Origin of the sequence: Spirosoma agri, assembly GCF_010747415.1 — a bacterium.
Lineage (GTDB): Bacteria > Bacteroidota > Bacteroidia > Cytophagales > Spirosomataceae > Spirosoma > Spirosoma agri.
In genome coordinates this window covers 3,298,689-3,314,541 of record NZ_JAAGNZ010000001.1, presented here as the reverse complement: position 1 = coordinate 3,314,541, position 15,853 = coordinate 3,298,689, and the positions used below count along the sequence as shown (strand labels likewise).

Below are 15,853 nucleotides of genomic sequence, written 5' to 3'. Positions count from 1 at the left end.
ATTATGACTTCGGTCTCAGTGCCTGGTCCGCTATCGTGTACAGATTTTCAAGCTGGCCATGTTCTTCGGCGATATCCAGGTAGTTCGGGTCTTTCTGCCCTTTGCCATAGGCGTAAGCATCGAAATCATATTCAGCAGTCAACTTTGTATACAGCCAGTTCCTACGTGTCTGATGTTTGGTTTTTGTGATCGTTACGTAAGCGTCAACCAGCCGAACGAGTTTAGCTCTTGTCGTCTGCTCCTTAGCAGTTGATTCAACTAACGGAGTAGGATCTACTCCAGGCTGAACCGGAACAATATTAGCTAATACATTCGCTGACTGCTGAAAAAAGAACACAACCGAATTTAGCTTCTTTTCGATGACCTTCAATCGATTGTCGAATGATGTAAACAATTCGTTCGGTACCTGTTCCCGCTTGGCTTCGTCGTCGGCTAATTGCTGAGCCTGTTGGAGTAGCTGCTGAACTGGACTTAGTGGCTGTTCTGATGGTGTAACAGTTGAGTGATGAGCGCCGGGTGAGGGTTGCGTCAATGCTCAGCAGCGACCAACGCCCCATTCATTTGATCTGTAAAGGCTCACCAAGGAATATCCCAATTCACTAACCCGTCGACCCCGATGAAAAAAGTAACGGGCCTGGGCGGTATATTCTTTCAATGTGAGAATCCGAAGGCCATGAACGGGTGGTACGCCAAAAACCTGGGCTTACCGATCGGCGAGTACGGTACGACCTTCGAGTGGCGGCAGGCGGAGAATCCTGACCAAAAAGGCTCCACGTCCTGGTGCTCATTCCCCAAAGAGTCAGACTATGTCAAGCCATCGACCAAGCTCTTCATGATCAACTATCGGGTGGAGAACCTGGTAGCCCTAGTAGAGGAGCTAAAGCGGGATAACGTAACGATTGTGGATGAAATTGCCGAGTACGACTACGGTAAATTCGTGCATGTGCTTGATCCGGAGGGCAATATCATTGAACTTTGGGAACCTGTTAATGAGTCGGAAGTAGAATGAAGTATTTGCAACAACGATCACCGTTCGGGCTACTCCTGGTCGGTTTTATTCTGTGTAGTTTCCTTAGCGCCTGCAAGAAGCCAAGGCCAGCCGAACCAGCCCAGCCCTGTCTGTTGTCTACCCTCACGTTTTCTAGGCAGATTGATACGCCCGCTTTGACCCTTGATGGCAGCTTAACAACAACGATCGGCAGTTCGGGTACCCAGATTACGGGGTTAAGCTTTACCAATGAACTGGTTAGTTACAAGGGCCGCTATAATTTTGACGGCAACGGGCTGCCTACTTCCTTCGACGAGATTGATGAATCGGGCAAAGTACTGCAAAAGGACCTGGCTACCTTTAGCTACGAGCAGGACCCAACGGGCAAGTACCGACTCAAGACATACCGCCAGGTTTCGTACTTCAATCGGTTTCTGGTCAACGTGAACTGGTCGTTTACCTACGACAGCAACGGATTGATTAAGTACGTCTACGATCAGGAACGCCAGATGTGGTATACGCTGGAAACCAGTAGTGCCGGTAACGTGGTCACCACCCGGCACACGACCTGGACGGGTAATACGCCAGGGATGGCCAGTATACCAACGTCGGCCGCTACCTTCACCACGAAGGAAAATCCGTTTCTAATTATTCCCCTGCCGATACGCCTGCACCTGTTTTATCTGACGCAGTCCGCCTACTACCATACTCCGTTAAACTTTGAACAAATCCTCAGCCGCAACCTGATCGATACCTATACCATGGGCAATCCGGCTTATAATTCAGCCGAAACATTTACCCATACGGGCACTGGCTGGCAGTCGTCGGTCGATAATTTTTACGGGAAAGGGAAGTTTTCACTACAATATACCCTGCGTTGTCAGAACTAAAACATGGCCGCTAAACGACGGCCGCGTGGCAGGACTCCTGCGATCAGTAGGTTTACTCGTTTCATCCACAGATATCCTCACCACCATGAATTGGAAAGCTCTCCGTAAACACCAATTCTTCCTCGAAGCGCAGCTCGTCGCCAGCCAGCAGGCGCTTAAGCAACTGGAGTGTCAGAAGGCTGCCGACTTAATCAACATATCGGTCGATAGTCATTTATTGCTGAGCCTGGCCATCTGTGAGCAGATCAGCCTACACCTACTGCGGAATCTGGCCACGCTGGCCGAACTCAACCGGCTTGATAAAACAACTCCGCAGCCGCTAGCTACAGCAGGTTGTTTAAGTACTTCTTGGTCTGCTCATCCTCGAAGCTGCAAAGGTAGTCTTCCGTTGTTTTCAGACTCGTATGACCCAGCGACTGCGAAATGAACGCAACCGGCACTTCGGAGCGCAGCGGGATCGTGGCAAAGGAATGCCGGGCGGCATACGTGTTGACCTCTTCCTGAATGCCCAGTGCTTTACCCACCCGCTCCATGTACTTGTTGGTTTGTTTCAAGAGCTGGCGAATCACGGCCTTTTGCCGATGAACATTCAGGCCGGGCTCCAGAAAGGGAAATAAATAATCCGATAAGGTCTGGCTCAGATTAGCCCAGCGATTACGTATGGCCAGGCTTTCAGTGAACAGAATCGTCATGATCTTTACCTGTTTGGCCTTGCGGGTGGTGGTCTTCTTCTCGCGAATAAAGGTCAGCCAGCGTGTTACTGGACAGATCCACGTCTTTCCATCGCAGCCGGAAGATATCGGCCATGTTTACACCGTCACACAGGTAGGAAAACACCCAGAAGTCACAGACCCAGCAAAGCGTTCGGCGTTTTCAGGTATTTTCCAATGCTGATATGACAATAGAATCAAAGCCAAACCCCCAGTACTAGAAAAAGTAGATTCTTAAAGTTTGCATATATCTGACACAAATCAGGCACGCAACTTGCACAAGACCGGCTCATTCGTTAATTTTGCACCCGCATTCAATAGCTCATCTGATGGATTTCTAAACTGAGCTACTAACTGAGACAAAGGACAAAAAGACAGAGTAAAATAACTCCATAACTATCTGTAAATCAGATACATATAAAGGTCACACAGAGAGGTGTCCGAGTGGTTGAGCCTCGGTAAATCAAGTGAAGGTCCTGATAGTAAGTCACTTAGTCTAAACCTGAGACACGTAAAGGGACAGATGCCGAAGCCATACAAAGAGCCGGTTCTTTTCAATGCGAAGGGTGACTTGACTGCCCGCTGGTTTGTTTACTACTCCTACGTCAATCCCTACACTGGTAAGTTAGAGCGCATCAAGGTCTATAACGACATCAACAAGTTTAAGACCAAAAAGGAGAGGGTAGACTTTGCCCGCCTGATCATCGAAGGCATTAACGAGAAACTTAAAAACGGATACAACCCATTTGCTGAACAATCCGAGCAGATGGCGGGTGGTGTCTATACATTGAAGGAGGCCGTTGACGCATACCTGACATTAAAAACTGAACAGCTCCGTAGCAAAACCGTAACGGGCTATAAATCGATTTTGAAGCAATTCGAAAAATGGGCTTCAAATCGGTATCTCACCGACCGACCGCTTCGTGAAATGAGTCGTGAAGATATTCGGGATTATTTTAATCACGCTCGAAAAGAGAGAAACATTTCAGCTACCACTCACAACACTGATTTAACCACAATACGGGCTTTCTTTTCGTACTGGAAGGAGGAAGGTCTAATTGGTATCAATCCGGCCAATGGGGTCAAGCGACTCCGTGAAGAGGTGGCTACGCACGTAGTGTATAGCGATGATGATATCACCAAGATCACCCACTACCTGAATGAGTCGGACACGCCTAGAGCGAAACAGCTACTCCAGTTTATTCGATTCCTCTATTACACCTGCATTCGACCTAAAGAAATCCGGATGCTAAAGATTAAGGACATTCGCTTAGCAACCAATACCATATTGATTCCGGCTCTGGCCGCCAAGTCAGGCCGAAGCGAACCCGTCGATATTTCACCCGGCTTGCTCGACGTCATCAATAGTATGGACCTGACTGAAACTAATCCGGACTGGTATATTTTTGGTAATGGAGGCAAGGGCGTTGCTGGTGACTATGCCGATCCTAGGCCAGGACCGAAGCCAGTGGGCGTAAATTATTTCAGCCGCTACTACCGGGAGGTATTAAACGAGTTGAATTTTAGCGAACATCATACCATGTATGCTTGGAAGCATACCCGTAACGTTCATTTATACATGCAGGATAAGGATTTGCTACGCCTGATGCGGCATAATCGACATACAGACCCCAAAATCACTATGAAATATCTGCGAGGCCTTGGACTGCTGATCGATACCCGTCTTAATGATGAACGGAGGATTTAAGGTTTTGTCATATTCTTTTCTGGAATAGAATTTCGTTTATTCGTCAATATAACTTGCTTGAAAAAACCAATGCGGTTTAAACTGGTGGGGATTGCTTATATCTAAGGGATCTGTTGGTTGGTCTACATACTTTAACACCTTAAGATCAAAGTTGCTATTGAAGAAAGGCATCAATAAATTATTATAGAACAATCCATGTTCATCTGGCTCGTAGTAATCAATCTTACCTTGAGCCATCTTCGATGAATCGTTAGTGTCAAATGACATAAAAGTAGCCCCTAATCTATTAAGGTCTTCAGTTAATCTTTCAATCATCATAACCTTTTAAATTTACTCGTCTCCACTAAAAATCTCAAATAGAATTGCCCTACCACCTTACACTTTTAACGTGTAAGGTAGGAAAATATAAAGCCCTGACAACGTTTGCTAGTTGTCAGGGCTTTACGTATATAAAGTATCGTTTATTTTATCAGTGCTTTTAATCTCTATTACGAACGATATCCCTAGCTAGACGTAGCGCATCCAGCTGAACCTTTGCGTAATCAATCGCTTTACCGGCAATGTTTGTCATCACCTGAGCCTGTTCTTTAAAGCCGGCGTTATGTTCGACTTCATCCATAGCCCGGGTTAAGGCATCCATGAAGTTATCACAGACCTCCAGTGATTTTAGTTTAGGAATAGAGACCAGCTGCTCAACGGATGGGTTGATATCCGTATTCTGATTGACATAATCAGCTTCTTCTTCTGTTTCCAAGAACTCCTGACTAGTAAGCCGTTTAAGCATTTCGTGCTCGGTACCGTTAATTAGTCGTCGAGAGGTTTCGACGAAAACCTGATCATCTTCATATTTCCAGGTTAGCACTCTTTCAACGTGGGTGTTGCACATAAAACTCTTATTGTGCATCGTCTTCAACTGTGCTTCGAGTCGATCGTGAATAGAACGGTTGCTCATCATTAGTTAGATTTTCAGTTTAAGGACAGGTTAGTCGAATCTGCTTTGGCGTTTACCGCCAGCTGACCGAAGTGAGGGCCGGCCGGAGCCGGCACGTTCGGTGCTGCACTCATTCAACGTGGCTTTCTTGGCCAGCTTGAGGGCATACATATCGGCGTATCCTTTGTGAACCCGGGCGATCGACGACCGCTGCTGGTCCGATATAGGATCTGATCCGTCGCTGTGCACCGTAACCGGACCGTTAACCGTAATCGTTACGTTTGACACGACGATAAATTCGCTCCAGCTCGCATGAACCAGGAACGGTATTATTAATGCCATCCAGTCTTTAGTCGATTGGGACCACTGCTCTGGAAGTTGATTGTTCTGGCTGATAACATTGGTTTTGATGTCAGCCAAGATATCACTCACAGTCTTCTGCCCGATAAGATCCGTTAGCCAGCTGGCTACTACGCGCTCCAGCGTGCTGGCTAACTTGGTTTCGACGGAAAACGATTCTGGGAATTCGCCAATGCGACTCTTATAATTAGCCCGGTTGAGCCACGGAAGGGTCTGTTCGTTCATTGCTGGTGGTCGTCTTATCCGAAAAATAATTCAAGTTCTCCAGGTTGTATTTTGGGTTTGATACCGGCAAGGGTTCGTGCCAGTTGGCCATAACCCAGGTTAGGACCATATCGATGCAGCGCTGCGATTTATTGACGCCTTGTTGCATTATTTGTGAAGCCACTTTCATCTCTTCACCGGTTGGGGCAATACCGCCCGCCTTTCGAATGTTGATCAGCTCGTTGGGTACCCGGGCCCGGCGGGCAATACGGATGGGTACCCGGTCATTGGTGGCATTGTACCGGTTCGCGAGTTCAGCCCCCGACGTCGATATAAAGCCGGCCGCGTCGAGCTCTTCTTTATCCTCGGCTTCGTAGACCAAAAGTTTGCCCCCGTTCTTGCCGCCCTGGTGCTCTTCGAGTTTACTGACGGTGCTGTCGTCATCTTCTCCGTCTTCAGCTGGCGACTTCTTGCTTTTTATCTGCTTCCAGATACCCGAAATGTTAAAGCCGTTGGTTACCGTTGAGAAATCATACTCGGTCAGTTCAGCTTCTGTTTCCAGATTCTTGACTGTACCGAATAGTCGAGGCCTGGCGTAGTAGTCGGAGGTGGGTCGGCCCGTTTTGAAGTAAAGCAGCTGGCCATAATAGTTATGAATCCCATTGACGGCCGCTATTTGTGAAAGCACGACTTCCGGATCGTCATTGAATAAGGGACATAACGTATGTTTCTTTTTGAGATCCCGCTTAAACGTGTTTTCCAGAAACGGGAAGATTGCACCGTGGGTCAGCTTACCCTGTTCATTGGGTTCCAGGTGTCGGTACTGCTCCCAGTTGATCGATCGAAGCGAATTGGGTTGACCCATTCCATTGTAACCGATGTGCAAAACAATGACTTCCCCTTCGGCAATGTTCCAGGCCATGCCTTCCGCAATTTGGTCCAGCGTTTCGCCATCATTGTTAACGACTAAATCCGCCAGGGCTTCATCTTCAAGGCCGTTACCGATAATGAACTCGGCTAGCGCCGTAACGGCGGCCGTAGCCGTATCCGAATCGTCGATCGCATCTTTGAAGTTCTGGGGGAACATGTCCCCCTGGCCATACGGAAGAAAGCCCGACACCGTTGGTTTAGAGTCGACCCTCTTCTTGGCTTGTGGAGAAGCTAAAAAGCCCGACACCGTTGGTTTCGTATCGGGCTTTTTAGCTTGTTGACTGGTCTTAGATTTAGCCATGCGGCTTACTGATCGTTAGAATCTGAATCTTTGTTTTCGTCTTCTTCATCGACACCTTCATCGTCATCAGCAGGGTCGTCATCGTCGTTCTGATCGTCACTGCCAGAATCAGATGATGGTGCAGCAGCTGGAGGTGCCGGATCAGTTTGGGTGTCGGTCTGATCAGCTGGTGCGGGGGGAGCTACGGGAGGTACGGAATCAACTTTCTTTTTGCCAGTGCCCTTGTGCTTTGCTGCTGTTTTAGATTTACCAGTGCCCGGGTCTTTCGGAAGTTTGGCAACCGGTTCCTCGTAATCGGGATTCAAAATGATCACTTCGGCACGATCAGGTTTTTCCTCGAGCAATTTTATGGCAATAGCATCCGTCAGGTGTTTGGCCGAGTCGGACTCGGGACCAGCGCCCTTGTTGATGTAGACATAAGGCAGGCCGTGAACCTGAAGGAAAGCAGCATCCTTCCGGATGATGTATTTTTTTGTCTTTAAATCCATAACTCGATAGCCAAAGGTTGAAAGGTGAACCCGTAAATCGTGAAGGACATCGTTCCAGTAGGAGGGGCATGTCCGGCATCGTTCGCCAGGATCACCGGTTAGTTCGGTGTAAAAGGCCTGAACAACTGGTTTAAGGTTGTCCGATAGTGAACCCGCGTTATACCACGGGTCCACTATCGCAAATAGCTCTGCTGCTGTCATCTTACGATACCGCTAGTGCCAACCCTTCCAGATACGTTTCGGTATTGTCCACAACAGGAGGACCGGCAAGCGTATTTTTGAAGGTATAGAACGTGGTCTTCTCGTCTGGTGCCGACATCTCAATGGTATAGGCACCTTTCAGCGTGTCATCATTGGAGTCAGACGAGAGGTTCGTCATCCGAAGACCCGTTTTCCAACCGGCAATTTTAAACCGGGCCGGATTGCCGTTCTTCTTGACGATCGCGAATACATCGTTCAGATTCAGCAGGGCATCCAGTTCAGCCTCTTCATCAGCGTCAGCGGTGAACAAGATGTATCGTAACCCCTGGGGAATGGTGTTGCCGTACTCACCAGCACTGAAGCCGGCTGTTAACTGGTTCGAATAGTTTTGCCCTTTGTAGCGCAAAAGCTTTTTACCCGTTTTCAGTGACAACGTGGTGATAATCTTCTTCTGGTTCGCATCCGGCGTATGGGTATCCAGCCAGGCGAAGCGGCCAATGTAAATAGTCTCACCGATACCCTTGGCCAGTGGGGCATCGCAGTCGGTGAAGCCAAGATTTTTCTTGAGGTCTTTTGTATCGCAAGCCATGTTTAACGTAGATGCAACCTGACCCCCGGTAAGTAGGAGTCAGGTCAGGTGATAGGATTAGTAGCCGACCGAGATGTATTCCTCAATCGCTATCTGCGTATCGAGCATGTACATGGCATCCGCATACCACCGCTTTTCTTTGCGCTCGTACCACGAATCAAAGACGACCGGGTTAGTGGTCGGTGTATCGAGCGAAACCTGAAGGTTATCCCGAATGGCCAGCATCACCCGGGTTGGGTTGGTAATCGTTGTGTTGGCGCCAGATCCGAAGGTGAAGTCAGCTGCCAGGTATGTATCCACTACATCCACGATCTCCAGTCGAATGCCCATAAATTTGAGGACATCGGATCCGTCGGTCAGCAGGGCTCTATTGCTTTCCAGCTGCTTGTTGGTGACGAGCCACTGAAAGTACCCTTCATTAACATTTCGCGTAACGAAGAAGCGTTTTTCTTTGTCGGCTCTTTGCTTCATGACCAGCTTCTGGCCGTAGTAAACACCAGTCAGAATCGCATAGGCGTCATCGGGCGTAATCAGCTGGCCGGCTGTCGTCGACGCTGCGTTTTTGGCGATGACATAACGTGGTGTACGTCCCGATGCAACGGCTACAATGGCCTTTTTCCACAAACCGTTAACCTGGTTGTAGTTCTTCACATCACCGGCACCTGCTGTCAGGCTACTACCAATGATGTCCCGATCCGACAGCCAGACCATTCGTAGTAAATCTTCGGCCGATGCGGGGATCATGGCGTCGAGAATTACTTTTTCGCTATCGGTCCCTTCAATATTAGGTCGATCAGTACCAGGGCGCAGCGTACGTTCGTGAAATGTTCCGAACAGATCCGTGTAACACTGTTTCAGGGTGGCTTCTACGGCCTGTGGATCCCAGAATTTCTCTGACCGTAAAATTCTTGGATCATTGAAAACCGGATCACAACCCTGATCGCGCTGGGTAATCTTACTCGGCCGCTGCGCAAATGCGACCTGCGTCTTGGTATTGACGCCGGTTAACACCTTGAACCAATCCTCAAGATTGGTAAGCGCCATCGCTGGCAACCAGATGTATTCGGTTGCTTCTTTGGCGTTGAATGTGAGATTGTGAGGGGCTTGAATAACGGACATTGTAAATTCGTTGCTGTCTAAAGGATGACTGGATTGATGTAATTTCCGTGGCTGTGTTTACTATTGGGTGACTTCTTCGCGAGGTTTATACGCGTATTTCGCTACGTGTTCGGTGAGCACCTGATCCCGGTCAGATAACTGTGCAGTGTTAGGGGTTTTAGGCTGCCGGTTCGCCTGCGTTTGTGGATCCTGGCTGGTCAACTTTCCGAACACGGCCGTGACGCGACTTTCCAGTGCAGTGAGCTTTTTGTCCTGAGCAGATACCTGGGCCTTTAGCTCTTTATTTTCTTTGAGAATTGCGGCTACTGTGGCCGCGTCAGGCACGTCATCAGTGGCCGTGTCAACGGGGTCAGCACTGCCTTCGGTCTCCGTATCGTCTTCCTCATCCGGATCGCTTACACCAGACACTTTACCATCCTTCACTGATACGATGACGCCATCTTTTTCAAGTTCGTAATCACCATCTGGAGCGGCTTCCCCATCGATAGTGGCGTCATCGCCAATAACCGGGGTGTCTCCTGTTGAATCAGTGACCAGGGTGCGGCCATCCTTAAGCTTATTATCCAGCGCCTTAGGATCGGCACCGGCAAAAAAGGCCACAATTGACGCTGCCGCTGCCATTAGCGACTTCTTTTTCTCTGCCATTGTATTGGTTTTTAGATTGGATTGTGAACCTGTTGGCCCCTCTTCTTTGGGGGCATCGGGATTGATTTTTAAATCACCCAGACTCATCATGTACACCGGTTTCTGCTTTTTAGCGGGATCCAGTGGTGCGGTGAAGCCGGGTAAATTGGTGTTAGCCTGGGTGGCCATTGCACCTGGTAAATAGATGGCGGTTGAGAAGCCATTGTCAACCGTCTCCTGCGGATCAAGAAACAGGTCATCTTCCTGAATAAGAGCGCTAACCTCTTCGATGGGTTTGGCAAACCGCTCAGCGTAGAAACCAAAAAGTTTCTGGGTTTCCTTGGCCAGTCCAGCGTTGAACTTGGCCACTTGCAGGTCGTTGCCGGCGCAGTAATCCCACGGCCGGTGGTACATCCACTCGCAGTATTTAGTGGTTTCGCGCACGGTTCCCATGGCATGAATTACCGTACCGAAGGAGGCACACTGACCGTAAGCCAGCGTGTTAATGGGTTTGCCCAAACCATAGAGATAGTCAACTATGGACCAGCCTTCGCGGCAATACCCACCGGGTGAGCAAATGGTGAGTTGGATCTGATCAAACTCACCAGCGGCCTGTATCTGTTGTTTGACCCGGTAAAGCGAAGTGGCCTCCATTTCCCACCAGATATAATCTTCAGGCAGGATGATCCCGGAAATGTTGATTTGAGCAATTTTTGCCACGGCTAGCAGGGGAGGGGATTTGTGCAGCCGTGAAGTTATATAGGGACAAATTTTGCTATATTAGCGTACCCAATTGAGGTACGCGGAAAATGACCCCCACCGAACGTCTACAAGTAGCTTACGTCCGAGTTCAGCACGGCACAACCATTACCGAAGTCATTAAAACGCTGTATGGCAACAAGCGCCGGTACCGAGAAGAAACAACCGATTTGCAGCGGGCTGAACTCTCCAGAGCACGAAAGGAGTTTTTATCCGGAATTGATGACGCCAAGCGAAATCGATATCCCCGTTTTTTTGTGGAAACTACACTGGAGTTGCGTGACTCCGTAGTTAGCTATTGCCGGTCCAACGAAATACCCATTGCCCGGTTCGTCAATTCCGCTATTCGGGAAAAACTGAACCAGGCAAAAAGTAAAGACGCTTAGTGACCATTTGGACCATCGTTAGCTTTGACAGTCAGGCAATATAACTTGATTCTTTGCCGGAAGTAGAAGCTTCAAAACCTCAATAGTATTCTGTTTTATTGTCAAAATAGAATACTATTGAGGTTTTGAGTTTACGTAAATCCATACATTTTCATTCGCAGGATTTAAAGGCTGACTGGTCTTCCCATTTTCAAAATCTTGCAACTGATATATAATGCCAGCTTTATCAAAAGCGAATAAGATTACAGCAAGATGCTTGGGTTCATATCTTCTGTTTCTTATCATAATTGTTACTCCACTTTTGTAAGACATAAGGGTAATGACAGGACCTTCATTTATTACATTACAGCCAGCCGTTGTCATTACTTCAATTATTTGATTCGCATAGTTAATAGTTTCTTCGTTTGCAGAGACCTCATATCGCACTAAGAATCTATCCTTTGGCGCTTTTGTTAGTATGTCATGCAGTGTAGACTTTTGAACTTCAGTTAAAATTCGTGGAGCCTGTTTTGCCTTAATCTCTTCTACTAGTTTGAGACGAGCCGTTTCTGCCTGTGCCTGCTTCTCCTGGGCATGTGCTAACTCTATCTGTTTGTCAGTCAGTTGCTTTTGGCCTTGTTGCGATTCATATACGTATTGTTGAATCTTAACCTCTGACTCTTGAGCTTTACTGTTTAAGAAGGCTATTTTCTGTTCAGATAGCTGCTTTTCAAGTCCTGATCGCTGATCGCTCACTTTACTCAACAGGCGATTGATGTAAAAGCCTGCGGCACCTGACGCCAATGTAAGAACCAGCACAATGACGTTGAAAATAGCATTCAAGTTATTCCAAAATTGGAGGTTCTTCTCCCTGCTGAGCAGGTCATTTAAAGAGTCTGGCTGTAGCATCTTAAGCGAGTTGGTGGCTGACTAGCCTTACAATTACTGCCAAAGTAATATATCGTTAATCTAGTAAGCAATGAATAATGGATAAATGGAAAACGAACCGAGTAAAGTGCTTGACAAAGCAGAAATAAGTACGATAAGTTTAGAAATTACCGCTTACACAAGAATAGAATATTTATACTAACTGCCCATTGGAACAACAGCTACTAAATCTTAAATGAATAAGTGTATGTGTATTTAATAATCACCTATAGCTTTGGCCATTGTCAGGTCATCGTTAACTCGATTAATGTCAGTAACGTTGACGAGTATATTCAACTTGGCAATGGCGTCAACTACTTCTAGCAAACTGTTATCATTAGACTTGGGCACACCACCGAAGGCAAAGCCCATTTGTGGTATCTGCACATCGCCAGCTTGGGGAAAGGGTCGGCCGCCACCGAGCACATTCATGGCTGACAGCTCGTCGTAAAACATGGCCGTTGCGTCGGCCGTTAGAACCGATTCGCCATTACTGAGCCGGGAGTTGATACTATCGGATTGAGCCGTACCTGGTCCCTTGATCACTGCCCCTTTACCGTCGCTGAGATAGGTACCCCCATAGGCGAAGGCCTGCTGATCGATCAGTTTCTGATTCGCTGCGGCTTTCGCCAGAATCAACAATTCGGTAATCGCTCCCAGTACTGGGTTTTCAGCAAACAACTTCAGGGCAGCCGTGCCGGCACTCGCGGTCTGAATAACATTCTCGATCGAGGCAATTCGCTTCCGTTTGCGAGCTGCTTCCTTTTCTAAGGCTTCCCGCTTTTTCTGATATTGTTCATCGATGCGGCTGCGCAGATCCGCATTGGTACCGGCTGAGCGCAGGGCGTCGGCCTGTTGCTTATCGAGAACGTTCGTCGCGGCCTTAGCCTGGTACTCATACAGCGTTGACAGGCCGCTCGATACCAGACTAGCCGTCGACAGGATCTGCTCAGCCAGTTTGGTGTTGAAATCAGTGTCGAGCTTTTCCTCCTGATCACGGAATGAGGCCTTAATCCTGGCGATTTCAGCGGTATTCTCTTTGGCCGCGACTATCTCATTGTCACGCTGTTTACGAAGTAATTCTTTACGAGCTTTTAACTCTTTGAAGGATCCGTCATTGGCCGCAATGACTTTAGCTTCAGCCAGGGCAATCGCATCCTGACGATCCCGCTCAGCTTCCTGTTGAGCCAGTTGTCGACGAGCGGCAATGGCCTTTGATTGGATCGCACTTTGCCGAACCAGTAAGTCAGATTGAAGCTGCTCATCAAGCTGACCTCGTTCACGCGCCAGGTCTTCGTCAAGTTTGAGTAACGCCAGTCCATGTTTTTCCTCCTGATCAATCTGCTTACGCTGATTATCGAGTTGAACCAGGAAGGTTTCTTTACTGAGATTGATTTCGGTCTCAAGCCGTTTACCGGCCAACTCATTCGCTCGATCAATCTGGGCCCGTTTAAAGTTTTCGTCAAGCTGCTCGGTGTCCGAATTGTACTTGGCATCGAGCAGACGAAGCCTGGCCGTTAGCTGCTGCTCATTTTTGATCGTATCGACCGCCCGGGCCTTATCAAAATCGAGCTGATCGGTTAACGCTTTTTTCTGAAGCTCTAATTCTTTCTGGCTACCCTTTTGTGCTAGTAATAATTGAGCGCTAATCCTGGATTGTTCAATCTCATTGACACGATCGGCAGTGTCTTGCGCGCTTTTTAGTTTGACTGCCGCAATGTCAACCTCGGCTTTCTTGACCAGAAGTTTACGCTGCTCTGAATTTTTACCAAGACCGACCAGATCAAGTTTTAATTGGGCCCGAATGACCGACTCTTCAAATGCTAGTGTCTCTTTACCCTGCTGTTTGGCCGTGAGTAACTTACGCTCTTCGATAGCCAGTAAGTTTTCGGCCCGTTTTTTAGCGGCCGCTTCAGCCCGATCAGCTGCGGCTTTCACCTCGGCTGCTTCCTGTTCACGAAGGGCCGACCGACGGTTCTGAATCTGCTGCGCGGTCTGGTCCGTTTCGGCTTGCGCGTTGATAACGGCCGCCTGCGCTTTTTGCAGATCTACCCGATCTGCATCCTGAAGTTCTTTTTTTGACTTCTGAAATTTAACCAGGGCATCTAGTTCCCGTTGACGTATTGATACGGTGGTATTGGCCAGATCAAGTTCAGCTTTACCAGCTTCATCCAAAAGTTTAATGCGTTCTCGTTCGGTTTTAGATCGATCTTTCGTCGACAGAAGCGCCTTGGCCACCTGAGCATTGACCCTTGCCTGTTGAGCAATTAAGCCGTCCTGCTCATCACCCAGATCCTGCATGGCCTTGGTGTAGTCAACCGCGGCTGCGGCCGCCTTTCCAACGTTGGTTGTTATCTCATCGGCCAGGTTCTTTGATCCATCAATCAGAGAATTAATTGAATCGATCGGATGAAGTAACGCTTTGCCAAAATTGACGATACTATCAAGCGGATGAGTGAAGGCATCAACAATCGCTTCACCGATGGGCGCGATGGTCTGGATCAAATTCTCAAAACCAGCCGATAGGGCGGCCGTAGCTTGCTCGACCTTATCCATGCCGGCATCCATCTTGCTCAGGAAGGCAATTAGACCCGCAATGGCCTGAAGAAGTAGCCCAATACCAATCGCCTTCAAACCCAGACCTAAACCGACAGAAGCCTTTTGAGCGCCGTTCATGCCCTCGGTCGATCCCTTTAATCCCTGAATGTACTGAGTAAGATTCTCTTTACCCTGTTTTAAACTGGCTGCCGTATCCCTGAGACGCCCCGTCCATGTGTTGTTACCAGTGATAGCCCCTTCGATGGCGCCCGCGTAATCACCCACCAGCCGGTAGGTACGACCCGTCTGAACTTCCTGCTCTTTCAGAACGTCAGTGATATCATTTATTCGGTCTTTGAGTACCCCGCCAATCTCTTCATTGTTCCGTTCAGCTTCAGATAGATTATCGAAGTCAGCGGTTAATAATGAAAGCTGCGCTCTGAGCTGGACCAGTGAGCCCGATGCGGCCTGTTGCTGGATGGTAGCGCGTTCAATCGTGCGCTCATTCTCACGGATCGACTTATTAGCCGCATTGATGGCCAAGTTTGTCTTGGTCATACCCGTGGCATACGCATCAAGCGTGATGGTACCCGCTTTATTTTCGGCCCGTAGTTTTTCCTTGTCGGCTTTTAAACCAACGACCTGCTTCCGCAAATCAATAATTTTCTTCTCAACGGCCTCTTCGTCAACCTTGACCTCAAGAATAATTTCATCCTCCTTCTCTTCTGCCATTGTGGTTTGCTTTGCCGGAAAGCTAACCACATACGACAATAACTATGAATGTGTACTTAGTTGAGGTACGCGGAAATCTGGCTTCTATGTAACTCTTAAGGATTATGTGGCTATAATGTATGTAGCTTCAAGTTTGTGTAACTACGGTTTTTTCATGTCGCGGCTTTTATAAATGCTGCAAGACCATTGTCTTTATTTTCTATGTAACTCGTTACAGTAAGAAAAACATTTACTCATCTAAATAGCCCCGCTGCAATTGTACTTATTTGAGATTTTGGAAATTTGCTCGAAGATGTTGTTACAACTTGAAGTAATACTGATAGACTTGAGGATGATCTATTGAAGAAGTTGATGATAAACAAGAAGGTGTTTGCTGGTAACGAAAATGATTATTAAAAGACAGAAACTAATAAAGAAGAAACGAAAGATGATGTTTTAGCAAGAAATGAAAAGAAACAAAAAGAAATGAAGAGAAATAAAAAGAAACAA

16 protein-coding genes are annotated in these 15,853 nt (G+C 47.8%); 4 read left to right on the top strand and 12 right to left on the bottom strand.

The window, feature by feature from the left end:
• Nucleotide 1: 1 nt before the first annotated feature.
• On the bottom strand, nucleotides 2-532 hold the full coding sequence (locus GK091_RS13825; protein WP_164039000.1) for a hypothetical protein: 531 nt from the start codon (nucleotides 530-532) through the stop codon (nucleotides 2-4).
• 84 nt (nucleotides 533-616) lie between these two features.
• On the opposite strand from GK091_RS13825, the gene GK091_RS13820 reads away from it, so the two are divergent.
• Both GK091_RS13820 and GK091_RS13815 read left to right on the top strand, forming a co-directional pair.
• Nucleotides 617-1,009 carry a VOC family protein gene (locus GK091_RS13820; RefSeq protein WP_164038997.1) on the top strand — a complete coding sequence of 131 codons (393 nt, stop codon included), beginning with the start codon at nucleotides 617-619 and terminating at the stop codon, nucleotides 1,007-1,009.
• Entirely contained in the window at nucleotides 1,006-1,878 is an 873-nt protein-coding gene (locus tag GK091_RS13815) for a hypothetical protein (protein ID WP_164038993.1), read from the top strand. Before GK091_RS13820 ends, GK091_RS13815 begins: the two co-directional genes overlap by 4 nt.
• A 323-nt stretch (nucleotides 1,879-2,201) precedes the next feature.
• Here GK091_RS13815 and GK091_RS13810 read toward each other — a convergent pair whose 3' ends face one another.
• Nucleotides 2,202-2,570: a tyrosine-type recombinase/integrase gene (locus tag GK091_RS13810; protein ID WP_164038991.1), complete on the bottom strand. Its 369-nt coding sequence runs from the start codon at nucleotides 2,568-2,570 to the stop codon at nucleotides 2,202-2,204.
• 541 nt (nucleotides 2,571-3,111) lie between these two features.
• Here GK091_RS13810 and GK091_RS13805 point away from each other — a divergent pair.
• Nucleotides 3,112-4,296, top strand: coding sequence for a tyrosine-type recombinase/integrase (locus tag GK091_RS13805; protein ID WP_164038989.1), 1,185 nt, complete (start codon nucleotides 3,112-3,114; stop codon nucleotides 4,294-4,296).
• A 36-nt stretch (nucleotides 4,297-4,332) separates the two neighbouring features.
• Here the strand turns inward: GK091_RS13805 and GK091_RS13800 are convergent, their stop codons facing one another.
• From GK091_RS13800 to GK091_RS13765, 8 genes are all read right to left on the bottom strand, one after another.
• A complete protein-coding gene (locus tag GK091_RS13800) occupies nucleotides 4,333-4,614 on the bottom strand; it encodes a hypothetical protein (protein WP_164038987.1) in 282 nt (93 codons plus the stop codon).
• Nucleotides 4,615-4,774: 160 nt separating this feature from the next.
• On the bottom strand, nucleotides 4,775-5,251 hold the full coding sequence (locus GK091_RS13795) for a hypothetical protein (protein WP_164038986.1): 477 nt from the start codon (nucleotides 5,249-5,251) through the stop codon (nucleotides 4,775-4,777).
• A 27-nt stretch (nucleotides 5,252-5,278) separates the two neighbouring features.
• A complete protein-coding gene (locus GK091_RS13790; RefSeq protein WP_164038983.1) occupies nucleotides 5,279-5,812 on the bottom strand; it encodes a DUF6712 family protein in 534 nt (177 codons plus the stop codon).
• Nucleotides 5,775-7,022: a hypothetical protein gene (locus tag GK091_RS13785; protein ID WP_164038980.1), complete on the bottom strand. Its 1,248-nt coding sequence runs from the start codon at nucleotides 7,020-7,022 to the stop codon at nucleotides 5,775-5,777. Before GK091_RS13785 ends, GK091_RS13790 begins: the two co-directional genes overlap by 38 nt.
• Nucleotides 7,023-7,027: 5 nt before the next feature.
• Nucleotides 7,028-7,510, bottom strand: coding sequence for a hypothetical protein (locus GK091_RS13780; protein ID WP_164038978.1), 483 nt, complete (start codon nucleotides 7,508-7,510; stop codon nucleotides 7,028-7,030).
• A gap of 202 nt (nucleotides 7,511-7,712) precedes the next feature.
• Nucleotides 7,713-8,300, bottom strand: coding sequence for a hypothetical protein (locus tag GK091_RS13775; protein WP_164038972.1), 588 nt, complete (start codon nucleotides 8,298-8,300; stop codon nucleotides 7,713-7,715).
• Nucleotides 8,301-8,357: 57 nt separating this feature from the next.
• Nucleotides 8,358-9,419: a hypothetical protein gene (locus tag GK091_RS13770; protein ID WP_164038967.1), complete on the bottom strand. Its 1,062-nt coding sequence runs from the start codon at nucleotides 9,417-9,419 to the stop codon at nucleotides 8,358-8,360.
• Between the two features lie 60 nt (nucleotides 9,420-9,479).
• The gene (locus tag GK091_RS13765; RefSeq protein WP_164038963.1) at nucleotides 9,480-10,763 is read right to left on the bottom strand and encodes an ATP-dependent Clp protease proteolytic subunit; all 1,284 of its coding nucleotides are present in this window, start codon (nucleotides 10,761-10,763) and stop codon (nucleotides 9,480-9,482) included.
• A gap of 89 nt (nucleotides 10,764-10,852) precedes the next feature.
• Here GK091_RS13765 and GK091_RS13760 point away from each other — a divergent pair, with 89 nt between their 5' ends.
• Complete coding sequence (locus GK091_RS13760) at nucleotides 10,853-11,188, top strand: hypothetical protein (protein ID WP_164038958.1); 336 nt, start codon at nucleotides 10,853-10,855, stop codon at nucleotides 11,186-11,188.
• A gap of 114 nt (nucleotides 11,189-11,302) precedes the next feature.
• On the opposite strand, the gene GK091_RS13755 is transcribed toward GK091_RS13760, so the two are convergent.
• The gene (locus GK091_RS13755) at nucleotides 11,303-12,010 is read right to left on the bottom strand and encodes a hypothetical protein (protein ID WP_164038953.1); all 708 of its coding nucleotides are present in this window, start codon (nucleotides 12,008-12,010) and stop codon (nucleotides 11,303-11,305) included.
• 300 nt (nucleotides 12,011-12,310) lie between these two features.
• Nucleotides 12,311-15,364 carry a coiled-coil domain-containing protein gene (locus GK091_RS13750; RefSeq protein ID WP_164038946.1) on the bottom strand — a complete coding sequence of 1,018 codons (3,054 nt, stop codon included), beginning with the start codon at nucleotides 15,362-15,364 and terminating at the stop codon, nucleotides 12,311-12,313.
• Nucleotides 15,365-15,853 lie beyond the last annotated feature (489 nt).